General features: G+C 48.5%; 19 protein-coding genes. 1 reads left to right on the top strand and 18 read right to left on the bottom strand.

Features of this window, described 5'->3' with window-relative positions:
* Positions 1–13: 13 nt before the first annotated feature.
* From nirB to mobA, 7 genes are all read right to left on the bottom strand, one after another.
* Positions 14–2,455, bottom strand: coding sequence for a nitrite reductase large subunit NirB (gene nirB / locus AC1TPC_RS21565; protein ID WP_482068863.1), 2,442 nt, complete (start codon positions 2,453–2,455; stop codon positions 14–16).
* Positions 2,456–2,654: 199 nt separating this feature from the next.
* Complete coding sequence (gene moaA, locus AC1TPC_RS21560) at positions 2,655–3,683, bottom strand: GTP 3',8-cyclase MoaA (RefSeq protein WP_482068862.1); 1,029 nt, start codon at positions 3,681–3,683, stop codon at positions 2,655–2,657.
* A gap of 16 nt (positions 3,684–3,699) precedes the next feature.
* On the bottom strand, positions 3,700–4,977 hold the full coding sequence (locus AC1TPC_RS21555) for a molybdopterin molybdotransferase MoeA (protein ID WP_482068861.1): 1,278 nt from the start codon (positions 4,975–4,977) through the stop codon (positions 3,700–3,702).
* Positions 4,978–5,113: 136 nt separating this feature from the next.
* The gene (pflA, locus tag AC1TPC_RS21550; protein ID WP_482068860.1) at positions 5,114–5,857 is read right to left on the bottom strand and encodes a pyruvate formate-lyase-activating protein; all 744 of its coding nucleotides are present in this window, start codon (positions 5,855–5,857) and stop codon (positions 5,114–5,116) included.
* 24 nt (positions 5,858–5,881) lie between these two features.
* Positions 5,882–8,137, bottom strand: a complete 2,256-nt coding sequence (pflB, locus tag AC1TPC_RS21545) for a formate C-acetyltransferase (protein WP_482068859.1) — start codon at positions 8,135–8,137, stop codon at positions 5,882–5,884.
* Between the two features lie 27 nt (positions 8,138–8,164).
* Positions 8,165–10,774 (bottom strand): bifunctional acetaldehyde-CoA/alcohol dehydrogenase, encoded by a 2,610-nt coding sequence (gene adhE, locus AC1TPC_RS21540; RefSeq protein ID WP_482068858.1) that lies wholly within the window; start codon positions 10,772–10,774, stop codon positions 8,165–8,167.
* 251 nt (positions 10,775–11,025) lie between these two features.
* Positions 11,026–11,631 (bottom strand): molybdenum cofactor guanylyltransferase, encoded by a 606-nt coding sequence (mobA, locus tag AC1TPC_RS21535; RefSeq protein ID WP_482068857.1) that lies wholly within the window; start codon positions 11,629–11,631, stop codon positions 11,026–11,028.
* Between the two features lie 180 nt (positions 11,632–11,811).
* On the opposite strand from mobA, the gene AC1TPC_RS21530 reads away from it, so the two are divergent.
* Positions 11,812–12,531, top strand: a complete 720-nt coding sequence (locus AC1TPC_RS21530) for a Crp/Fnr family transcriptional regulator (protein WP_482068856.1) — start codon at positions 11,812–11,814, stop codon at positions 12,529–12,531.
* 94 nt (positions 12,532–12,625) lie between these two features.
* Here the strand turns inward: AC1TPC_RS21530 and AC1TPC_RS21525 are convergent, their stop codons facing one another.
* From AC1TPC_RS21525 to AC1TPC_RS21475, 11 genes are all read right to left on the bottom strand, one after another.
* Positions 12,626–14,125, bottom strand: a complete 1,500-nt coding sequence (locus tag AC1TPC_RS21525; RefSeq protein ID WP_482068855.1) for a nitrate/nitrite transporter — start codon at positions 14,123–14,125, stop codon at positions 12,626–12,628.
* A 265-nt stretch (positions 14,126–14,390) separates the two neighbouring features.
* Complete coding sequence (locus AC1TPC_RS21520; protein WP_482068854.1) at positions 14,391–14,702, bottom strand: hypothetical protein; 312 nt, start codon at positions 14,700–14,702, stop codon at positions 14,391–14,393.
* Positions 14,703–14,723: 21 nt separating this feature from the next.
* Positions 14,724–15,053 (bottom strand): hypothetical protein, encoded by a 330-nt coding sequence (locus tag AC1TPC_RS21515; RefSeq protein WP_482068853.1) that lies wholly within the window; start codon positions 15,051–15,053, stop codon positions 14,724–14,726.
* Entirely contained in the window at positions 15,050–15,238 is a 189-nt protein-coding gene (locus tag AC1TPC_RS21510) for a hypothetical protein (protein ID WP_482068852.1), read from the bottom strand. The genes AC1TPC_RS21515 and AC1TPC_RS21510 overlap by 4 nt, the downstream gene beginning before the upstream one ends.
* The gene (locus AC1TPC_RS21505) at positions 15,228–15,761 is read right to left on the bottom strand and encodes a Rieske (2Fe-2S) protein (protein WP_482068851.1); all 534 of its coding nucleotides are present in this window, start codon (positions 15,759–15,761) and stop codon (positions 15,228–15,230) included. The genes AC1TPC_RS21510 and AC1TPC_RS21505 overlap by 11 nt, the downstream gene beginning before the upstream one ends.
* Before the next feature lie 13 nt (positions 15,762–15,774).
* Complete coding sequence (locus AC1TPC_RS21500; protein WP_482068850.1) at positions 15,775–16,338, bottom strand: 4Fe-4S dicluster domain-containing protein; 564 nt, start codon at positions 16,336–16,338, stop codon at positions 15,775–15,777.
* On the bottom strand, positions 16,335–18,509 hold the full coding sequence (locus tag AC1TPC_RS21495) for a molybdopterin oxidoreductase family protein (RefSeq protein ID WP_482068849.1): 2,175 nt from the start codon (positions 18,507–18,509) through the stop codon (positions 16,335–16,337). The genes AC1TPC_RS21500 and AC1TPC_RS21495 overlap by 4 nt, the downstream gene beginning before the upstream one ends.
* A complete protein-coding gene (locus AC1TPC_RS21490) occupies positions 18,496–19,536 on the bottom strand; it encodes a hypothetical protein (protein ID WP_482068848.1) in 1,041 nt (346 codons plus the stop codon). Before AC1TPC_RS21490 ends, AC1TPC_RS21495 begins: the two co-directional genes overlap by 14 nt.
* Before the next feature lie 175 nt (positions 19,537–19,711).
* Positions 19,712–21,364: a cbb3-type cytochrome c oxidase subunit I gene (locus tag AC1TPC_RS21485; RefSeq protein WP_482068847.1), complete on the bottom strand. Its 1,653-nt coding sequence runs from the start codon at positions 21,362–21,364 to the stop codon at positions 19,712–19,714.
* Between the two features lie 14 nt (positions 21,365–21,378).
* Positions 21,379–21,849: a cytochrome c oxidase subunit II gene (locus tag AC1TPC_RS21480; RefSeq protein WP_482068846.1), complete on the bottom strand. Its 471-nt coding sequence runs from the start codon at positions 21,847–21,849 to the stop codon at positions 21,379–21,381.
* A gap of 394 nt (positions 21,850–22,243) precedes the next feature.
* Entirely contained in the window at positions 22,244–22,630 is a 387-nt protein-coding gene (locus AC1TPC_RS21475) for a cupredoxin domain-containing protein (RefSeq protein ID WP_482068845.1), read from the bottom strand.
* Positions 22,631–22,685 lie beyond the last annotated feature (55 nt).

Raw genomic sequence — 22,685 nt, 5'->3', positions numbered from 1 at the left:
ACTGTTGCCTCCCTCACTTCACATGAATGTGCTCGTATAATTGATGCCGCAGCTCTTCCCTCTCCACAACTTCACCCCAAGGATCGTGCAGCCCTTGCAAGGCCAGTTCAATTCTAGCCACGAGCTCTTTCCGGCGCTCTTTGTTCTCGACAATCTCTTGGACAATCGCAGGCAGGCCCAGTCTTTCGATCCAATCCGATGTCCGCTCCCCGTACTTTCCGGTTTCCCGATAAAATTGGATGAAAGCACCCGCAAGCTCGATAAGCTCTTCATCCGTTTTCACCTTGCATAATAGATCCGCAGCTCTTAGCTTCACCCCGCCGTTGCCGCCTACATAGATTTCCCAGCCTCCATCGTTGCCGATGATGCCGAAGTCCTTAATCTCCGCCTCGGCGCAGTTACGCGGGCAGCCGTTAACGGCCATTTTAAACTTGGCTGGCATCCAGAGCCGTTCGAACTTCTTCTCCAGCAGTATTCCCATACCAATGGAGTCCTGCGTGCCAAATCGGCAAAATGTAGAGCCGACACATGTTTTCACTGTTCGGATGGCCTTGGCGTACGCATATCCCGATGGCATGCCGAGCTCTTCCCATACGCGAGGAAGATCCTCCTTCTCCACGCCCAGAAGATCGAGACGCTGTCCACCCGTTACCTTGACCATTTTCACTTTGAATTTGTCGGCGACGTCGGCTATTTTGCGAAGCTGCTCCGGTGTCGTAACGCCGCCGTACATGCGAGGTACAACCGAGTATGTGCCGTCCTTTTGAATATTGGCATGCAGCCTCTCGTTGACAAACCGGGAATCCTTCTCGTCTTCAAAAGCCTCCGGCCAAACCATGCCGATGTAATAGTTGATCGCCGGTCTGCACTTCGTGCAGCCTTCCGGGTTGTGCCACTCCAGCACGTTCATCACTTCGCGAACATGGGTCAGGCGCTTATCCCGAATGGCCGCTATCACATCCTCCCGGCTATGGGTCGTACAGCCGCAAAGCGACTCGGCACCTTGATGGTTGGCCTCAAATTGATCACCCAGCGTCAGAGCAAGGATCTGCTCTACCATCGGTTTACAGCCTCCGCATGACCGGCTGGCACCCGTACTACTCTTGATTTCTTCTACTGTAGTGAGGCCTTTATCCGCAATCGCTTGGATGATCATGCCTTTGGTAACCCCGTTGCACCCGCAAACAATTTCATCGGACGGCATAGCGGCAACAAAAGCTAGCGGATCCGTGCCCTCTGCATGCGTCGAACCCACGAGCTGTTCATGAATGTCCCGCGTCATCGGTTCATGCGCCTTCACCCATTTGAACAGCTGGGCCGAATCCGTAATATCTCCGAACAGCACACAGCCGACGATACGATTATCGCGAAGAAGGACCTTTTTATACGTCTTATTCCAATTGTCCTGCATGCGGATAACATCCAGCCCGGAAGCATCTTGAAACTCCCCTGCAGAGAAAACATCGACGCCGGATATTTTCAGCTTGGTCGAGACGATCGAGCCTTGGTAAGGCTCCACAGGCAGACCACACAGCTGTTTGGCTAACACAGCTCCCTGTTCAAACAGCGGCGCTACAAGCCCGTAGCTGACGCCACGATGCTGATTGCACTCGCCAACCGCATATACATCAGGCGCGCTTGTCTGCATGAAGTCGTCTACGATAATGCCTCTTGCTGTCTCTATGCCGCAATCGCGAGCTAGTGCGGTCTCCGGAGCAATGCCTACCGCCATCACGAGGAAATCCGTTTCGAGCGATGAGCCGTCTTCAAACTGCAAGCTTTCAACACGCGCTCCACCGCCGATTGACACCGTCTTCTTCTTTAGAAGGAACCGAATCCCCTGCTCCTCAAGCTCCGTTTGCAGCATGGCGGAGGCGGCTGGGTCGAGCTGCCGTTCCATCAAATCCGGGAATAAATGAACGACCGTTACCTCCATTCCCAGTTTCAGCAGTCCCTTCGCGGCCTCAAGCCCGAGCAAGCCTCCGCCGATGACCGCAGCCTTCTTCCATGTACGCGCCGCGCTGGTCATTCGCTCACAGTCCTGCACGTCCCGGAAGCTGACGATCCCTTCTTTATCTACACCTGGAATCGGAAGCATAACGGGTTTGGATCCTGTCGCAATGATCAGCTTGTCATAGGCGCTGAATGAACCATCGCTCAATTGCACTTGCTTGGAGTCGATATCGATCTGCGCTGCCTCGATCCCGGCGAACAATGTAATTCCGTGCTGCCCGTACCAGGAATAATCATTCAAAATCATTTCATCGAAAGACTTGCTGCCTTCCAATAGGTAGGACAATTGAATACGGTTATAATTGGGATGCGGCTCCTTACCGATGACCGTAATGTTGTACTTGTCCGGCGCCAGCTTCAATATTTGCTCAATCGTGTTGATTCCCGCCATGCCGTTGCCGATTAGTATAAGCTTCTCACGTTTATCTCCATGGATAGTCATATTAGTTCCTCCTCGCAATGCTGTCTCAATTCTCTTAATCCTTATGCTTTAATCATAAAGAGAATCGTCCGGCAAGGATGTGAATTTTATCACAGAACCTCCAAATTACGCGTGCATAAAAAACAAGCCCGCAGCATCCATTCGCCACGGGCTCTTCTATATATGAAAACAATCATCTCTGATCGTGCGGCACAACAGACTATCCGCCGATATGGGACATTTCAACCTTATGCTTAGGAGTTGTCTGTGTAAGTCTCGTCTCGGAATAACGGTCCATACGATTGCCCCAAATTTGAGCAATGAACGATCTTACCTCATCATCGCTGGCGCCGCCCCTGATCATACCTAGCAGATCGGTCTTCTCTGAAGCAAACAAACACGTATACAAGTGGCCTTCCGCAGAAAGCCTGGCTCTCGTGCAAGAACTGCAGAACGCCTGGCTTACAGAGGAAATCAAGCCGATCTCTTCCTGAGAACCAATATAACGATACCGTGTCGCAACCTCGCCGAAATAGCTTGATCCTGCAGGTCCTAGAGGCATTTCTTTGTGAATGATTTCGTAAACGCTTTGGCTCGGAACGACATGCTTCAAATTCCATCCATTGCTATTCCCGACATCCATAAACTCAACAAATCGCAGACTATGACCTCTTTCGCGGAAGTATCGGGCCATCGGAACAATATCCTGTTCATTGATACCTTTCTGGACGACCATATTTACCTTTACGGACAATCCGGCAGCCGCCGCGGCATCAATGCCTTCCAATACTCTTTTTGCCGAAAAACCTCTCCCGTTCATGGCTCCGAACCGGTCATCGTCCAAACTATCCAAACTCACGGTAATTCGCTCCAGCCCGGCGTCTTTTAATGCCTTGGCTTTCGACTTTAATAGCGAACCGTTCGTTGTAACAGCCAAATCTTTGACGCCTTCTATTCGGCGAATACGCATAATAATGTTGGCGATATCTTTATTTAACAGGGGCTCCCCGCCTGTAATCCGTATTTTCGAAACGCCAAGCGAAACAAAAATACGCGTTAGTCTCTCAATCTCTTGAGGAGAAAGCAGCTTATCCTGCCCTAAAAACCGAAAATTGGGGCCAAACACTTCCTCCGGCATGCAATAGCGGCACCTGAAATTGCAGCGGTCGGTTATCGATATACGAAGATCGCGAAGAGGCCTTTGAAAAGCATCCACGACCTTGGAATCTTGTTTGTTCTGATTTTCCATTGTCCACCTCGCTTCACTACTTGGTTATTTCATAAGGAAGAGTGATCACTTTAACAATCTGACCGGCTGAGACACCTTTGGATCCTGATGGGATCAGAATGAGGCAATTGGCATCTTGAATAGATACTAGCATACTTGAACTGTTCTTCTCCAACACACTCACCGTTACTTGCTCCTGGGAGTATGTCATTTTTCCCCGAATGTATCGATCGTGCGGACATCCTTTATTGTAATCGTTTGTTATAGTCGCTTGAATACTGGATGGGAGAGGATTTTCTTTACCTTGCATCGCAAGCAGAGCGGGGCGCACAAACAGCTCAAAACCAACAAAGCAAGCGCCGGGATTGCCGGATAGACCGAAGACGAGCTTCTTATTCATGACGGCAGCCGAGGTTGGACTTCCAGGCCGCATGGCCACTTTATTGAAGAGCAGCTCGGCTTCGTTCCCGTTCGTTGCAGCAAAAAATTCCGCCATGACATCATAATCGCCGACGGATACCCCGCCGCTGACAATGAGCATATCGCATTTCTCCAGCGCTGCATGAATCGTACTCGCCACTTTATCTATATGATCCGGAACTGTGCCATAGTTGACAACAAGCCCGCCATATTGCTCTATTTGCGCTGCAAGCATGTAAGCATTGCTATTACGTATTTTCCCCGGCTGAAGCGGCTCCCCCACTGCGATTAGTTCACTTCCGGTCGTTAATACACCCACGATAGGGCGCCGGTAAACAGGAACATTATCATAACCTAATGAAGCGAGCAGTGCAATTTGTCCTGGGCCGATTCGAGTGCCTGCGCCCATAAGCAGCTGTCCGGTCTTTAACTCGTCACCCGGCTTGGCAACGTTTTGCCCATACGCGACTTTATGCTTAATCCGGATACACTCATGCCCCTCCTGTTGAAACTCCTCCGTTTGCTCGAACATGACAACAGCATCCGCGCCACCCGGAACCGCTGATCCCGTCATGACGCGAATCGCAGTTCCGGGAACCACCGTTTTATTTGAAACGGATCCGGCAGGCACTTCATCGATCACCCTAAGATATGCTGGATCTTGTGGAGATGCAAACTCGGCCTCTTCACTCAAAACGGCATAGCCGTCCAACCCCGACCTGGGGAAATGAGGCATATCTTCCTTCGAAAACAAAGTTTCCGATATTGTTCTATGCAAACATGAATCTATCGATGTATACTCGCTGTTCATTTGCCGGATATGCTGACTGACTACATGCTGTGCGTAATCAACTTTTACTGCTCTGCGGACATATTTCTGGCTGCGGTTTTTCATTGCTTAACAATCCTTTCATCCAGCCCTTATTAGTTGAATCATAAATCATTATGCCATAGACAGATGTGACATTAGTCACATTTATAAGCACGCGCAAAAATACCACCTCGGCTCTACGGCTTAGGTGGTATTTTATTTACTGGGCCAGTGCTTTTCGCCCCGCTTCAATGCCTTGATCTATAATCATTCTAGCTCTGGCTGCCTCTCGGTCTGTCGGCTCCGGACACCGATCAAGCGGATATTCCTTCCCCATCTGCTGCCATTTATAAACGCCCATTCTGTGATAAGGCAGCAGTTCCATTTTCCTCACATTGCTAAGTGCCCCGATGAACTCCCCGAGTTCAAATAAATCCTTATAGTCATCCGTCCAACCGGGAACTAGCACGTGGCGAATCCAGACAGGCTTCTTCCTTTCATTTAAAAAAGTCGCGAATCGCCTAATACGGTCATTTGGCTGCGCCGTAAGCGCGATGTGCTTTTCCGGATTGATCTGCTTCAGATCCAGCAGCACCAAATCGGTTGCACTTAATAGCTCCTCCGCATGACTAGGTTCGCAGAAACCGTTCGAATCCAGCACGGTATGGAGTCCCCAGCGCCGTTTGCACTCGGCAAACAAGCGGGCCACGAAGGGAGCCTGCAGCGTTGGCTCTCCTCCCGTTACCGTAATGCCCCCGCCTGAACGGCGATAGTACTCCAGGAACGGCTCCACCTCCCGGAGAATCTCATCGACATCCATCTGCCTGCCGGCATTCATTTCCCATGAATCCGGATTATGGCAGTAATGGCACTTCAGCGCGCAGCCCTGCATGAAAAGGACAAAGCGGATGCCCGGACCGTCAACGGTGCCAAACGTATCGAAGGAATGTATGCGTCCTTTCATCGGTCTGCACCCCCTCTCATTCATTTACATCGTGCCGTGGAACGTACGATGGATCACATCAAGCTGCTGTTCACGGGTCAGCTTGATAAAGTTTACGGCGTAGCCCGACACCCGAATCGTAAGCTGCGGATACTGTTCCGGATGTTCCATGGCATCCAGAAGCTGTGCACGGTCGAATACATTAATATTTAGATGATGACCTTGATTCGCCATATAGCCATCGAGCAGCGATACCAGATTCGTGATGCGAGCCTCTTCCTCGCGTCCCAAAGCTTTAGGCACGATGGAGAACGTATTGGATATACCGTCCAGGCAATGCTCGTAAGGAATCTTAGCTACGGTGGCGAGCGATGCAAGCGCTCCTTTCCGGTCGCGTCCATGCATGGGATTGGCGCCTGGCGCGAAGGGTTCGCCGGCTTTGCGGCCATCCGGTGTGCTGCCTGTTTTCTTGCCATACACAACGTTCGAGGTGATGGTCAATACAGACATCGTCGGCACGGATTCGCGATACATCTTATGCTTGCGAATCTTGTTCATGAACGTTTCGGTCAATTGAACGGCGATAGCGTCTACACGATCGTCATTGTTGCCGTACTGCGGATATTCGCCTTTAATTTCAAAATCGATGGCGATTCCTTTGTCATTGCGAATTGGACGGACCTTCGCATATTTGATCGCGCTTAGCGAGTCGGCGACCACCGAAAGTCCTGCAATGCCCGTAGCCATCGTACGAACAATTTCACGGTCATGAAGCGCCATTTCCAGACGTTCATAGCAGTACTTATCATGCATGTAGTGAATGACGTTCAAAGTGTTCACATACAGCTTCGCCAGCCATTCCATAATGATGTCGAATTTCTCGGCGACTTCTTCGTAATCGAGCACCTCGGATGTAATCGGCGCAAGCTCCGGTCCAACCTGCAATCCAAGCTTCTCATCTACCCCGCCGTTGATCGCATAGAGCAGCGCTTTGGCCAAGTTGGCGCGAGCACCAAAGAACTGCATCTGCTTGCCGATCCGCATCGCGGATACGCAGCAGGCGATTCCGTAATCATCCCCGTAGTACGGGCGCATTAGGTCATCGTTTTCGTACTGGATCGAGCTGGTCTCCGCCGACACCTTCGCGCAGTACTTTTTAAATCCTTCCGGCAGCGCTGTCGACCACAGCACAGTCAGATTCGGCTCTGGAGCAGGTCCCAGATTGTACAAGGTGTGCAGGAAGCGGAACGAGTTCTTCGTTACGCGCGCCCGGCCGTCCAGCCCCATTCCCCCAATGGACTCCGTCACCCATGTAGGGTCTCCGCTGAACAGCTCGTTATAGTCCGGCGTACGAAGGAATTTAACGATTCGAAGCTTCATGACAAAATGGTCGATCAGCTCCTGTGCCGCTTCTTCAGTAAGCGTACCCTCCCGTAAATCCCGCTCCATGTAAATATCGAGAAAGCTCGATACGCGTCCCAAGCTCATTGCCGCGCCATTCTGCTCCTTAGTCGCCGCCAAATAGGCAAAGTATAACCATTGTACGGCTTCGGCGGCATTCACAGCCGGCTCCGATATATCGCAGCCATACGTTTTGGCCATTTGCTTCAGCTCATCTAGGCTGCGAATCTGTTCGGAAATCTCTTCGCGCAGCCGAATGATATCTTCGGTTATCGAATCGACCTCCAGTTGAAGGAGCTCCTTCTGCTTCGCCTCGATCAGACAATTGACCCCATAGAGGGCTACGCGTCTGTAGTCGCCGATAATGCGCCCGCGGCCGTAAGCATCCGGCAGCCCTGTAATGATAGCCGCTTTACGCGCCGTCTTCATCTCCGTCGTGTAGGCATCGAACACGCCCTGGTTATGCGTTTTGCGAATATCGGTAAACACCTGTATCATTTCTTGCGGAAGCTTGAATCCATACGCATCGCAAGCATCGATCACCATGCGGATTCCTCCGTAGGGCTGAACGGAACGCTTCAGCGGGGCATCCGTTTGCAGTCCTACGATCTTCTCCATCTCCTTGGCAATATAGCCGGGGGCGTGCGATGTAATCGTGGATACGGTATCGACATCGACGTCCAGCACGCCGCCATTTTCCCGTTCTTTAGTGGTGAGAACGCTGATCATACGCCAAAGCTCTGCCGTCGCCTCCGTAGGTCCTGCAAGGAATGCATGATCATCTGTATAGACCGTGATGTTTTTATCGATAAAGTCCTTAACGTCAATGCTCTTGCTCCACTCGCCACCGACAAAGCCTCTCCAGCTTTCCATCTTAACAGCAGTTTCTTGTATGGCCATGATGACACCTCCTGAATGTACTTGAACTTAATCAAATTTCCCGTAAAAAGCGTTCCGGTATACGTCCGCCAGTTCTATGACTAACGGCATCCGCGGATTGGCGGTTGTGCATTGATCCTCGAACGCCCGGTCCGCCAAATAATCTACACGCGATTCGAACTGCTCGGCCTGGAAGCCCAAGTCCTGAAACTTCTCGGGAATGCCAAGCGTTTTGTTCAACTTGCGAACCGCTTCGATCAGGCTGTTCACGCCTTCCTCCGTCGTCTTCGCAGGAAGCCCCAGCATACGGGCAATCTCGGCATATCGCCGATCTGCAATAAAGTGATCGTATTTAGGGAACGAAGTAAACTTCGTCGGTTTCTTAGCATTGTAGCGTATGACATGCGGCATTAGAATCGCATTCGTGCGTCCATGCGCCGTGTGGTATTCACCGCCCCATTTATGGGCCAAGCTATGATTGATCCCAAGGAAAGCGTTAGCGAATGCCATTCCGGCAATCGTCGATGCGTTATGCATCTTCTCGCGGGCGATCGGATCTCCAGTCGCAAAGGACTTCTCCAGGTTCTGGAACACCAGCTCAATCGCCTTCATCGCCAAGCCGTCCGAGTAATCGTTAGCCATGACCGATACGTAAGCTTCTATCGCATGGGTAAGGACGTCCATGCCCGTATCGGCTACCGCTGTTTTCGGAAGGCTGTATACATAATCCGGATCTATGATCGCTACATCCGGCGTCAGCTCATAATCGGCAAGCGGATACTTCGTGTTCCCTTTTTCCTTATCTGTGATGACAGCGAAAGAAGTGACTTCCGAGCCCGTGCCCGATGTCGTTGGAATCGCGACGAACTTCGCCTTGCGCCCCAGCCGCGGATATTTGTAAACCCGTTTCCGGATATCCATGAATTTCTGCTTCAGTGCATCAAAGCTCGTATCCGGATATTCATAGAACAGCCACATCGCTTTGGCAGCATCCATCGGTGACCCGCCGCCCAGTGCGATAATGCAATCCGGGTTAAAGCTGGCCATCTGCGCCCGGCCCCGTTCAACCGTTTCTACCGACGGATCGGGCTCCACATCCGAGAATACTTCGATGTAAACCGGGAGCTGGCGTTTGCGAAGATAATACTCCACCCGCTCTACGTAGCCGAGCTTCACCATCATTGGATCCGTAACAATCATGACCCGCGTAATGTCCGGCATTTTCTCCAGATACTGCGTTGCTCCTTTTTCAAAATAAATTTTTGGCGGTATTTTAAACCACTGCATATTGACGGTCCGGTAAGCGACCCGCTTCAAGTTAATCAAATTAACCGCACTGACGTTAGAAGTCGTGGAGTTATGTCCATAAGAACCGCAGCCCAGTGTCAGAGAAGGCAGGTTCGTGTTGTAAATATCGCCGATCGCTCCGTGCGTGGAAGGCGAATTCACAATAATGCGTCCTGTTTGCAGTTTATCGGAGAAGGCCCCGATGACTTTTTCATTCTGCGAATGAATGACCGATGAATGTCCCATTCCGCCAAACTTGACGATCTCTACGGCCCTCTCAATGCCTTGCTCTGCATTCTTCACTTTGTAGCAAGCGAGTACAGGACTTAACTTCTCGGCCGATAATGGGAAGGCCTCGCCTACGCCCGCTAATTCAGCCACTAATATTTTGGTTGCCGATGGAACGTTGATGCCCGCCATTTCGGCGATTTTCACAGCGGATTGGCCTACGATAATCGCGTTAACCGCACATTTTTCAGTGTTAATCACCAGCCCCGAGACAGCTTCCGTTTCTTCTTTGTTCAAAAAATAGCAACCTTGCTCAGTCATCAGCTTTTTGGTATCCACAAATATCGATTCTTCAATAATAACGGCCTGCTCCGATGCGCAAATCATGCCGTTGTCGAACGTTTTGGAAAGGATCAAATCGTTGACAGCCTGCTGCAAATTGGCCGATTTTTCAATGAAACACGGCACATTGCCTGGTCCTACCCCCAGAGCCGGTTTGCCGGTACTGTAAGCCGCCTTTACCATGGATGATCCCCCCGTGGCAAGCACCAGGGCAACATCCGGGTGGTTCATCAGGAGCTGCGTAGCCTCTACGGATGGATGTACAACCCATTGCATGCAATGCTCAGGCGCACCAGCTTTCACAGCCGCATCAAGCAATGTTGCTGCTGCCGCAGCGCTTGATTGTTGAGCCGAGGGGTGAAAGGCGAAAATGATAGGATTCCGGGTTTTCGTCGCGATTAACGACTTGAACATGGTCGTTGATGTCGGGTTCGTGACAGGCGTTACCCCAGCGATAACCCCAACCGGTTCAGCAACCATCTGATAGTTCTCGTACGAGTTTTCTTCAATAACGCCTACCGTTTTATTGTTTTTAATGCTGTGATAAATGTATTCCGTAGCGAACAGATTTTTCGTAATCTTGTCTTCGTAGACGCCGCGTCCCGTTTCCTCCACAGCCAGCTTTGCGAGTGCCATATGCCGATCGACGCCGGCCAGCGCCATCTGTTGAACAATGTGATCGACTTGCGCTTGATCCAGCTTCAGAAATTGCTGCTGAGCTTGTTTAGCTCGAGCCACCAGTTGATTGACTTCTTCCCCGGCCGAGATTTTTTCGGTTGCTTTCGCTTCTTTCGTTGCCAAACGCCATCCACTCCTTTATATTGTCAAAAATGTGCTGCCATGCTTTGTTGTTATGCTTTTAGCTTAAGCCGAATCGAAATCCCAAACTATGATTAAAGTCACAGTTGGAAACCGTTCTTCATGAACAATTTGTGAATATTTTCACAATATAATTGATGAGAAATCCTCTAACGAGGCTTATCCAGGATGGGCGACAGATTGAGTTATCAATCCTGCCGCCGCTTTTACCCAAAAAAGCACCGAATCACTTGTTACTGCTTCGAAGCTTCCCACCGGCTCATTGCCTCAAAATCCTCAATCGACTTTATACTGGACACAAAATTCAAGTCGACACCGTTCTCGTACAAAAACCGGTCATCCTGTTCGCTCCAAAAGACATGCTTCAGCAAAGCAGAGATCTGCGTTTCCCCCTGATGAAGAAGCGGAACGATATGCGAGGCGCACATCCGATCATAAACGGCGTGTAAAGGATAAATCTCCCCAGCGATCAAAGGCACTACAGCTTCAAAACCATCACGCTTCCTTTCCAGCATTAACTCCGCCGCTTTACTGGAAATGAATGGCATATCGCACCCAACTACCCACACAGAAGCGTGCTTCGCAAGAGACAATGCAGCGTGCAGCCCTCCAAGAGGGCCATGACCTTCATAAAAGTCGGTAATAATTCGTACCGATCGATTAACTATATTTAAAAAAGGCTTAGGATCATGGGTAACAACAATCAATTCGTCACATAAATCCCGCATACGATCCAATTGCCTCGCAATCATTGGTTTTCCGCCAAAAGGAAGGAGTGCCTTCAGCTCTCCCTTCATTTGACGATTTGTTCCACCTGCCAAAACAACTCCTGAAAGCATCGCCATCACTTCTCCTTTTCTGATTCGTATAGTTTCACATTAGACAAAATAATGGACTGTGTAAGTGAAGAATGTCACACTGCCGACAAATGTGATTGTGATGTAAATCACATCGATAGATAGGAAAGATGGATATACTATATTAACTATTAATGATTTAGGAACGGAGCGATCATGCCAATGAATATATCGAACAGTTCAACTGAATCCAATGTCCGGAACACGGAATGTTTTTCTGCTGACAACCTCATGAAATTGCAGCAAATTATGTACGAGACCAAAGCTGTTAGCGGTTCGCATTTATTTTGGGAAGGCGACCCTGCCGACAAGTTGTATTTTATTAAAAGCGGGAGAATTAAAATGACAAAATCTTCGGATGAAGGCAGACAATTCATCTTATATATGTATCAGGAAGGTGACATGTTCGGACAAATAGATCCATTTCGCAAGTCTTCCCATGTGTTTAACGCAGTCATTATCGAAGATAGTATAGTTGGAGTTATCCTTCAGAAAGATTTGGAAGTACTGCTGTGGCAAAACGGGGACCTTGCAGTGGAATTCATGAAATGGATGGGGCTTGTTCATCGTATGACCCAGACTAAATTCCGTGATTTAATGATGTTCGGCAAGCAAGGCGCACTCTGTTCATTGCTGATCAGACTGGCCAATACCTACGGTGTTGAACATGAGAACCACATTTGGATATCAAAGACTCACACAAACACCGAATTCGCCGATATGATCGGGGCTACCCGGGAGAGTGTGAATCGGATCCTGAGTGAATTGCGTAGAGAAAATGCGATTGCGATTGAGAATGGTCACATTGTTGTAAAAGACCTTTCATACTTGCGCGACATATGTCACTGCGAGGGATGCCCTAAGGATATTTGCAGAATGTAATAACCGCATCTAAACGTTAGTCACCCTTCCAAAAACATCCCCTGCCCCATGCGCTGTTGCGCATAAAGCAAGGGATGTTTTCACACACCTATGGCTATCTTCTTGTTTTAGTCATATCGCTGAACATGGCGGCAAAGCATTTGATTTCACCTGCATCGTTACGGATACTATTAATGGTTAGCCATTCTAGATATACTTCTCCATTTTTGCGCCGGTTCCATATTTCCCCCTGCCAGCTTCCGGTATTTGTCAAAGATGCCCACATGCCCGTGTAAAAAGCAGCATCCTGCTTACCCGATTTCAGTAAGCTCGGCGATTTACCAACAGCCTCCTCAGCCATGTATCCGGTAACTTCGGTAAATGGGCCGTTTACAGATTGAATAACGCCTTTAGCATCAGTGACCATTATTCCTTGGGATGTTTGATCCAAAATGCTTAAGGTTAAACTCATCTTCTCCTGATAGAACATCCAGATCACAAGAATTAAGCTTGCCAGAGCCACCTCGGACAACGCCATAAATCCGATCGCATAATGCCCGGTCAATTTGAAGATCGCCGATAAGATTAGCGGTGGAAAAAACCCGCCTAAGCCTCCCATAGCCGAAATAAGTCCATTCGCAATTCCCGCTTGCTTCGAGAAGTACAGCGGAACAAGCTTGAAAATGGTGCCGTTCCCTGTTCCCGCGCACAGTGCTATTGTTAAACATCCTACCGTATAGATTTCAATTGACGGAGCAAATGATAAGATAACGGCCGACAGGGTTAATCCACCAAAAACAATCATCAGGATTTTGAATGGGTTCCATCTGTCTCCCATCCAGCCGCCAACAGGTCTCATTATGGTAGCCAGAACAATGAATCCGGCTGTGCGGATGCCTGCATCTACTTTGGTTAATTCGAAATGGGTAACTAGAAAGTTAGGCAAATAGACGGTAAATGCGACAAACGAGCCGAAGGTAATGAAGTAAAATAAGCATAATAGCCATAATCTTTCGTTTCGGTAAACCCCTTTAATCTGGTCCGACAAAGAAGTGACGATTTTAGGCTCCTTCTTATCCCCCAAGATAAAGTTAATGGCTATAAAGATACCAAGAAGCAAGCCATACATAAGGACTGTCTTTTCCCAGCCGATATAATTTGCGACCACCGGCGCTGAGAAAGCGGTTATCGCGGTGCCCAAATTTCCTATCCCATAGATCCCGTTCACAAGCCCATGCTTCTCTTTCGGGTAGTACTTCGGCAGAGAGGTAACCCCAACGGAAAATACCGCTCCGCCAATTCCTAGAACCATCCCCCCCATAATCAGGTCTATGAAGGAGTCCGCTATGCTAAGCCAGTATATCGGTGCCAGCAGCAGCAGAAAACTAATGACGAACAACTTGCGAGCGCCGTACCGATTGGTCCAATAACCCACCGGAATACGCAACAAGGAACCAAACAGTATGGGTGTGGCTGTAACCCAGGCCAACTGACCGGCACTTAATGAAATGTCCTCTTTAATAAATGAGATCAAAGAAGACAGTATGACCCAAACCATAAAACCTAGAATAAGACTGAGTGTCTGAACTGATAATTGAAGTTTATTACCGTTCATGGTTAATCCCTTCCCTTCTGTGCAGATGCGAATTTTGTTTACCTGACTTGTAAGCTTATTAAACCATCCAAAGCGCATAAGCCGCAGTGACCTTTATCACACGGGAATGGCTGAATCGGAAACCTGCCATTTAGCCCAGAATGAAGACGATCGATCTTTAGTCGCATGAACTAATAATGGAATTGGCAATGACAAAAAAGGAGAAATTAAATAATTCCCCCTGGATGATGCGCTTGACCATATAATCTTGAGCTAGTCCAATGAGTTACTCTACTGAAGCGTCCTCAAAAAATATCCAATAGGTTAGCTTGCCTTTGAGATCATGAGAAACAAAATGATGTCTTCCGTCGCCGCTTTGTTCCAGCTTTGTTGCGTTTTCATCGAATACAGGGACGGCTAAGAACTGCGAAGGCTTCAAATAAAACTGCACGAAATTTCGGTCGTCTGATACCCTCGCTTCAAACAAGGATGGATACGGCTTTGGTTTCGTTTGCTCTTCTCCCGAATGATCTTCAATCCACACCTCTATTGGACGTCCCAAATACGAGGATAAGCCTTTTTCCCATTCCCATTCCATAATGATCCCTCTGATTCCATTTCAATTTTTGCCGCAATGGCTGCAGCTTTCATGAGCTTCTTTGATATCGAGCTGAATCCGGTAGCCTTGCAGCCAGGCCATGAATTGCGGCCCTGCATTCGCTTCTAAATAAGCAACGATATCCTCCTCACACTGCCACTTCGCCATACCTTTAACTTCCGCTACAACAATATCTACTTGATCATTTTCTTGCTTCCCTTCCGTATACCAGCTTCCCATGCCGGAAAAAAGACGATCTAATTGCTGCTGAACGGCCTGCTCGAAATGGTGTTCCGGTTCCGGTTCATGTTCGCGTATAAAGCATAAATCCAAAAAGAACTCCGCGTTCATTTTGCTTTACCTTCCTTCTTATAAATGTATAAAGCAATAGGGAACAGAACAATATTCAATACCGAAAACAAAATAACCAGCTCGTATTTTTGATGGAAATAATGATTGACCACATATTGGGTACAGACGATATTTAAAAATAGGATCATACACAACAATATGACGCCTCTGTAGCTACGCTTCATAGCGTTTCACTCCCGTTGCAAATACGGCGTCGTTTTCTACAGCTGTAACAATTTCGGGAAGCGGCCTTCTAGGCGGGCCTGCCGTCGGCTTGCCCGATTTCGGATCAAAGTAACCATGATGACAAGGGCAGACCATTTTCTCTTCCTCGCCGCTCCAGAAGACGGGGCATTTCAAATGCGTACAAGCATTCTGATACGCCTTGTACTCGTTTTCTCCCAATCGAATGAGCAAAGCGGATTCATGTTCGCTCGGATACGAAAATTCAACCGCTTCGCCTATTGGCAAGGAAGCAATATCGACAATCTTCTTTTTCGCATGGCTTTTTGTGCTAAGTCCCATCAGTTCTTTGGCCGCCAATCCGCCCCAAGGCAGGGTGGAAACCGCGAATACGCCCGCTGCGCCAACCATCGTCTTCATAAACCCGCGCCGATCCAGAAGCCGTTCATTCTGTTTATGGATGTTATGGGTGTAATTATCTTCATCAAACGGAATCTTATTATTTTTGCCTTTATCCTTTTCCATTTGCTAATCCCCCTTAAAATAGCTTTTGTTTACCTTGCAAAATACCGGGGAGACTGATCTTCACATTCGTCTCTCCTTCCAGCGGATCGAAAGGCTGATGGCTGGAGAGCCATTTTCCAAGACGGTGCTGCTCTTGTTTCATCGCCAGTTCATCCTCTGTGATCCATTGCAGCGTATTTGTCGGACACACGGATGCGCACATAGGAGGTATTCCTTCTTTGGTCCGGTCATAGCAGAGGTCGCACTTGTACATCAAATTCTGCTCTTCGTCAAATTTCGGGATACCGTACGGACAAGCAATCGTACAGTTCTGGCAGCCGATGCATTTCTCTACCATCGCGGACAATACGGCGCCTTCCGGTGTAATCTGTATGGCTTGCGCCGGACAGCTTCTGGCACACGCAGGATTAACGCAGTGCAGGCACATAAGCGGTATCGTTTGCCGATTCACCAGCGGATTGACATCATATACATAATTGCGGTTGCGCTCATCATGGCCGCCGCACTGCGTGCATGCCGCCAGACAGCTCCGGCAGCCAATACAGTTGTCCATTTCGATATAAAGTAATTTCTTCATCGTACTGCCTCCCCTCCAACTGCGATTTTTTCAATTTGAGCCGCACAAACTTTAAACTCAGGCATACGGGACATCGGATCCAGAGCAGGAATGGTCAATAAATTAATCGACTGCTCGTGACCGAAATGGTATGGAACGAAAACAGTGTCCTTACGGATCGCTTCTATTATCATCACCTTAAAATGCGCCTCTCCGCGCCGCGTGAACAATCGCACGACTTCATCATGCTCGATGCCGTACTGCCTTGCTGTTTCCGGATGAACCTCCACATAAGGCTCCGGACACATATCATGCAGGAATTGTATTCTTCGTGTCTGATTCCCGGATAGATAGTGATAGACTACCCTTCCCGTCGTTAAGCGAAGCGGATATTGCTCGCAAGGCTCCTCGGCCGGGGGACGGTAGGGAAGCGCGCAAATCAGGGCTTTTCCATCCGAATGGTAATATTGCTGATCAAGGAACATATATGGCGTTCCCATATCGTCTTTATCCTTGCAGGGCCAGAAAACACCATTTTGCTTCTCGATTTTATCCCATGTCGCGCCGTAGTAATCCGCATATCCGCCTTTGGAGGCTAATCGGAATTCCTCCGCCACCTTTTCGGCCGACGTTAGATGAGAGAAGTATTTGCCACGGCCCAGCCGTTCCGCAAGCTCGACCTCAATTAACCAGTCCGGCTTCGATTCGCCAATTGGCTCCTGGGCTTTGTTGATTTTAATAATTCTGCCTTCCAAATTGGTTACCGTTCCTTCATCCTCCGACCATGTGACGGAAGGAAGCACAACATCGGCGAATTCGGCCGATTCGGATAAGAATATGTCCGCACAAACCATAAAGTCCAAATTTTTCAATGCCGCTTTGACATAATTTAAATTAGGCGCCGATACCGCGGGATTCGAACAGAGCAGGTACAGGCCTCTGATCGTTTTATTTTGCATTAAATCAAACATTTCATAGGCAGATACCCCAGGCTGCGGCATTTCTTCCGGCTCAATCCCCCATACGTTGCATACCTCTCTAACATGCTTCGGATTCGTTATCTTGCGGTAGCCCGGCAGCGCATCCGCCTTCTGGCCATGCTCGCGCCCCCCTTGGCCGTTTCCTTGTCCTGTTAGCGTAGCAACGCCCGATTTAGGACGACCGATCTTCCCCGTAACCAAGCACATATTGGTGTAGGCCGATACATTATCCGATCCTCTGGTCTGCTGCTCGATTCCGCGGGCAAACATAACGATCGCATTCGGCGCCTTTCCGTAAATCTCTGCCGCGCGAATCAATTTGTCAGGCGCTACGCCTGTTATTTCACTCGTATATTCCGGCGTAAACTTGCTGACGAGCTCCTTTGTTTCTTCGAAGCCGTTCGTATGGGCCTGAACGAACGTTTCATCCGCATAACCATTCTGAATGAGAAGATTAACCATACAGTTCGCCAGAGCCAGATCGGTTCCCGGCTTAAGATCCAAATGAATGTCAGCCCGCCTCGCGAGCGGCGTTTCCCTCGGGTCTACAACAATCAGGTAGCCTCCGCGATTTTGCACCTCCCAAACCCGAAACATGGATGTAGGATGACATTCCGCCGTGTTGCTGCCCGCGATAAACAAGCAATCCGTTTCGTGAATATCCGTCCAAGGCAGTGTAGAACCGCGGTCTACACCAAAGCTTCTAAGAAATCCTGCCGCTGCGCTCGACATGCAGAAACGGCCGTTATAATCAATGTAGCGTGTCTGCAAGGCGACCCTTGCAAACTTTCCGGTTAGATAGCACTTTTCATTCGTCATCGACACTCCGCTGTAGACAGATAACGAATCTTTGCCATACTGAGCCTGCAGCGCTTTAAATTTATGCACGATCAGATCGTAAGCCTCTTCCCAGCTTGCTTCCCGAAACCCTTCCTTCGTTCCTTTCTTCGACGCGTCATCCCGGATCAATGGCCGCAGCAAGCGGTCATCATGGTTCGTCTGCTGATAAGCCGTAACGCCTTTGGGACACATTTTGCCCAGTGTCACCGGCCAGTCATATCTGGGCTCCACACCGATGATGGTGTTTTTATCTGTATCTACTCTTAAATTCATACCGCATTGCATGCCGCAATATGAGCAGTGAGTCGGAACTAATTTTTCTTTAGGATGATGGATGTTTGGTATTTCTTTGTAAAATTTATCCTTTAGCATTCTGGTTGGCCTCCTTGACCTTGATCTGGTGGGTTGGGACTCCAGCGAATCTCGACATGCGGTATTTGCGTCTGCAAGGAAGGCACAGCTCAGCCAGGTGAAAACCGTCCTTCATGGCAAACTCGATATCATTTTGCTTCAGCACTTGAATGACATCGCTCGATTGCTCCGCAGAAACGAAGCCGGTACCGCACACCTTGCATGCCTTCATCTGCTGCTTGCCATAATGCTCGCGATAGTTTTTAGCGAACACGCTGAGTGGACGGATTGGAATATGCGCCAGCTTGCCGAAAGGCAAATAAATCAGGGTCAGGATGACAGACCACTGGTGAATCAAGGTGATGACCGGATGCCCCCATCCATGAAGGAAGATATTGCTGCCGGTCAGCATTAAACCGGTAATACTGATAAACAGAAGCAAGTATAGCGGAAGAAAGTCGTAAACGAATGTTTGTTCCGCTCTTGCCTGCATATTTTTGATGCGGCGGTACAACGCCATGCATACGCCGGCAATGACCATAAACGCTGTAATATTTAAAGCATTGTAAAAGAGAAAGGCAATCCACCCGTCGGCCTTCACCCTCATTAAATCGAGTCCGAAACCGACAACCGTATACATGCCGTTGTCATCCATCGTGAAATACATCCATCCGAAGACCAGAGGAAAAGTGACGAATGCCGAGAGAATGCAGCCCCAGCCTAGCAGCACATGCTGCGTCCAACGATACACACCGCGATTCCAAATGAAACGATAGGTAGCCAAATGCTCGACCGAGGTTTGCGGAGTGCTTTTACGAAATAACAGCTTGATGCCCTTCTTAATGATTAATTTGGTTGGAGGCCTCTCCGCCCAGGCAATAAAACGATAGAAGAAACCGCCAATAAATACGATTGTACCGACCATATATCCATATAGCGCCAGATCGATATGCGTGAAAAACCGAGTTCCGCTATAAACTAGGACAAGAAGTGAAACTATTGTCAGAAAGTACATTTTCGCGAATTTTGTTGCAAAGGCAATTTTCATAGCAAATTCTCCTCGTCTTTATTTTCTATTCTCATTAAACCACCGTCGCACCTTGATCGCTGTGACGTTTATCACATCAAGGCCGATCCGTGATTAGTGTTCAAAAAAAAAAACAATTTCTCCTCAGCTATCAGAAGAAATTGTATATATAGATGATCATGATCCTGTTGTCTTCCTACCAGGTGATCCACGGCTTCGAGCCTGGTCCCGAGCTGTTCAACATATCAATAAACGGGATCGCATACGCGAATAAGATCAAGATAATCAGCAATCCCATCCATACCCGCCACCGTTCAAATAATTTTGGGGTTTGCTCTGCGGTTTCCATTGCCTCGCCGATCGGGTACTCCGTAAAACCTTTAGGAGCTCGCAAAAGGGCAACCACGTTATAGATCATGAGTAAAACGGCAATAAATAAGATTGTACCTCCAATAGCCATCACAACGTGATAAGGCATCCACAATAAAGCGTCGGGGTGATCCTGATACGTCGTATACGCGGTACGCCGCGGTGATCCGAATAGCCCAACCGTATGCATCGAGCCGGACATGAAGAACATGCCTGCGAGCCAGAGTATCGTTTGAATGATACCTAAGCGATTCATTCCCGGCGTAAGCACCCGATTGGTAATCGCTGGAATTAGCCAGTAAGCAATACCGAAGAAGGTAAGCGCCACACTGGTTGCAACCGTCAAATGGAAATGGCCCGTGACCCAAAGCGTATTATGCACGACTCCGTTCATCTGATTGCTTGCGTTGATGATCCCGCCTGCGCCTGCCGGAATAAAGATCAGCATCCCCATAAAAGGAGCAAAGAAGCGCACATCCTTCCAAGGCAGTACCTTAAGCCAACCAAACAAGCCTTTTGTTCCTTTTGACCTGCCGTTCAGCTCGAATGTCGCGAATAATGAGAATGCGGTCATGAGCGAAGGGACGACAACCATAAAAGTCAGTACGACCTGAATGTATTTCCAAAGCGGTGAAATGCCGGGCTCCATGAGCTGATGATGAAAACCGACGGGAATCGAAAACAGCAATAACAGCAAAAAAGAGAGCCTTGCAAGCGCATCACTGAAAATTTTGCCTCCAATTATTTTAGGAATAATGACATACCAGTAAATATAGGCGGGCAGCAGCCAGAAATAAACTAAAGGATGTCCAAAATACCAGAACAAGGTGCGGCTGACCATCACATCTATTTTATCTACCCATCCGAACGACCAAGGAATAAATTGCAGGAGCACCGTGGCCGCTACACCAATCGTCGCAACAAGCCACATTAGCATCGTTACAACGGCCATGAATGAAAACAAGGGAGACAGTTTCCCCTGATGTTTCTTTCTCCAGCAGCGATATTGATAAAAGATACCGAAGCCGCTCAGCCAGCTGCCCACCACAACGAGAGCTAGCGCAATATAAAAATACGGAGAAGCCTTCATCGGAGCATAAAAAGTATAGAGCACCGTCGCTTTGTTGAGCAGGATTACAATCGTAGCGATCGCCGTTCCTATCGTCATGAGTAGAAAACCCGCCCAGCCGAGCCGTCTCGCTAGAGGGAGAAGCTTTCCACCCAGAGTCTTAGCCACACCCGAATACAAAAATCCAATAATGAAAAAAGTCGTGAAAATTAACGCCATTAAAACGCCATGCGCAGTAAGCAGCTGGTAGTAGCCAATTCCGGCAGGAAGCGTAATCATGCCGCCTCGTACTAACCCCTGCAGCACCCCGGCTATGCCTCCTAGAAGCAGTGCGCTGAACGCCACAATGAGATGCGCGAGAACAATATTCGAATCTCTGCGGTCAAAGCCTGTAAGACTCTGTTGAAGCATCTTGATCATCCCTTCTATTTCACTATAATCGTTGTGGACATATATTCGTGTCCGGCTCCGCAATACTCATTGCAAAGGATCAAATATTCGCCCGGTTTGTCAAAGGTATAGCTCAAATGGTTGACCTCGCCCGGAACAACCATCATATTCACATTTGTCCCCGGAATTTGAAAGCCATGAACGACATCGCTGCTCGTAATTTGAAAATGAATTGTCGCTCCTGCAGGCACTTCCAGCTTTTCCGGCTTGTACCCGAATGCAAACGCCACCATGTAGGCGTTATACTCGTTCTCTCCGATCCTCTCTAAGCCAGGGTTATCGAAAGGAGCCGTTTCATCCACTTTCTCCGGATCGATCGAATGGTGATGTCCGGTCGGTGGCTGCATGCCCATCGCAAATGCGCCTACCCCTATTACTCCAAGGAACACAATGAGCATCGTGATCCCAAACATGATCCAAATTTTCTCCAACCGATGAATATGCATGTTTCATTACCCCCTATATAAAAATAATATAAATACGCTAAGCCATGTGACGATAAGAAAACCTCCCAAAAGCATTACGGATACAAACGTTCCCTTAAGTGAATGTTCTTCGTGAGATTGCAATGGCTTCGGTTTCTTTCCCATCCTGTATACCCCCGTTTCCAACTTTTTTTCGTTGTAATTATTGTACGTTCAACGATGTCTCGGTATCTGTGATAATGATCACAAATGCTCTCAATTGTTTGTGTCTTTTTTATTGCGATTGCCGTCAAAAAACAGCCCCCACCACGCGAACATGATGAGGGCAGACGTATACAGCAGCTATTGTTGTTAAAAAATCGGCATGCAAGCGGCAAAACATGCAGGAAGGCGGCGTCCTCACTTTCAACGCTATTTATTCAACAATTAATTTACCGGTCATTTTATTATGGCCCGCCCCGCAGAAAATCGAACATATGTAAGCAAACTCTCCGGTTTTGTCGGCAACAAACGAAATGGTTTTATTGCCTTGCACTTCTTTCTTATAGCCTTCCACTACAACGGCGTGATTACCTTGCGAGTTTTTTAGGGTCAGCTTTACTGTATCGCCTTTGTTTACCTTGATTTCTTTTAGATCGAATTCGAAATTTTTGGCATCGATCGTAAACTCCTTCACCGCTCCGCTTACGTTAGCATTTGCATTTGTATTCGTTTCTCCCTTGCTCTCCTCCGCTTTGCCGCATGCTGACACAATCAATACGACTGCTACGATTAGACACATAGCCAACATCCACTTCTTCATCCTGTTCTCCTCCTGTAATTTAAGCTAAGAAGGCTTATAGCCCTTCTTGGTCTGT

The organism is Paenibacillus sp. Y280, from assembly GCF_056786335.1.
This window is presented reverse-complemented; position numbering and strand designations above follow the sequence as displayed.

What these genes read in the sequence shown, in the direction of transcription:
- AC1TPC_RS21520 (WP_482068854.1), bottom strand. Translation starts at nt 14,702, where the DNA reads ATGGAATGGGAATGGGAAAAAGGCTTATCCTCGTATTTGGGACGTCCA.
- AC1TPC_RS21495 (WP_482068849.1), bottom strand. Translation starts at nt 18,509, where the DNA reads ATGCTAAAGGATAAATTTTACAAAGAAATACCAAACATCCATCATCCT.
- AC1TPC_RS21485 (WP_482068847.1), bottom strand. Translation starts at nt 21,364, where the DNA reads ATGCTTCAACAGAGTCTTACAGGCTTTGACCGCAGAGATTCGAATATT.
- AC1TPC_RS21555 (WP_482068861.1), bottom strand. Translation starts at nt 4,977, where the DNA reads ATGAAAAACCGCAGCCAGAAATATGTCCGCAGAGCAGTAAAAGTTGAT.
- AC1TPC_RS21510 (WP_482068852.1), bottom strand. Translation starts at nt 15,238, where the DNA reads ATGAAGCGTAGCTACAGAGGCGTCATATTGTTGTGTATGATCCTATTT.
- moaA (WP_482068862.1), bottom strand. Translation starts at nt 3,683, where the DNA reads ATGGAAAATCAGAACAAACAAGATTCCAAGGTCGTGGATGCTTTTCAA.
- AC1TPC_RS21505 (WP_482068851.1), bottom strand. Translation starts at nt 15,761, where the DNA reads ATGGAAAAGGATAAAGGCAAAAATAATAAGATTCCGTTTGATGAAGAT.
- AC1TPC_RS21515 (WP_482068853.1), bottom strand. Translation starts at nt 15,053, where the DNA reads ATGAACGCGGAGTTCTTTTTGGATTTATGCTTTATACGCGAACATGAA.
- AC1TPC_RS21525 (WP_482068855.1), bottom strand. Translation starts at nt 14,125, where the DNA reads ATGAACGGTAATAAACTTCAATTATCAGTTCAGACACTCAGTCTTATT.
- AC1TPC_RS21500 (WP_482068850.1), bottom strand. Translation starts at nt 16,338, where the DNA reads ATGAAGAAATTACTTTATATCGAAATGGACAACTGTATTGGCTGCCGG.
- mobA (WP_482068857.1), bottom strand. Translation starts at nt 11,631, where the DNA reads ATGCTTTCAGGAGTTGTTTTGGCAGGTGGAACAAATCGTCAAATGAAG.
- AC1TPC_RS21530 (WP_482068856.1), top strand. Translation starts at nt 11,812, where the DNA reads ATGAATATATCGAACAGTTCAACTGAATCCAATGTCCGGAACACGGAA.
- pflB (WP_482068859.1), bottom strand. Translation starts at nt 8,137, where the DNA reads ATGGCCATACAAGAAACTGCTGTTAAGATGGAAAGCTGGAGAGGCTTT.
- nirB (WP_482068863.1), bottom strand. Translation starts at nt 2,455, where the DNA reads ATGACTATCCATGGAGATAAACGTGAGAAGCTTATACTAATCGGCAAC.
- AC1TPC_RS21490 (WP_482068848.1), bottom strand. Translation starts at nt 19,536, where the DNA reads ATGAAAATTGCCTTTGCAACAAAATTCGCGAAAATGTACTTTCTGACA.
- pflA (WP_482068860.1), bottom strand. Translation starts at nt 5,857, where the DNA reads ATGAAAGGACGCATACATTCCTTCGATACGTTTGGCACCGTTGACGGT.
- AC1TPC_RS21480 (WP_482068846.1), bottom strand. Translation starts at nt 21,849, where the DNA reads ATGCATATTCATCGGTTGGAGAAAATTTGGATCATGTTTGGGATCACG.
- AC1TPC_RS21475 (WP_482068845.1), bottom strand. Translation starts at nt 22,630, where the DNA reads ATGAAGAAGTGGATGTTGGCTATGTGTCTAATCGTAGCAGTCGTATTG.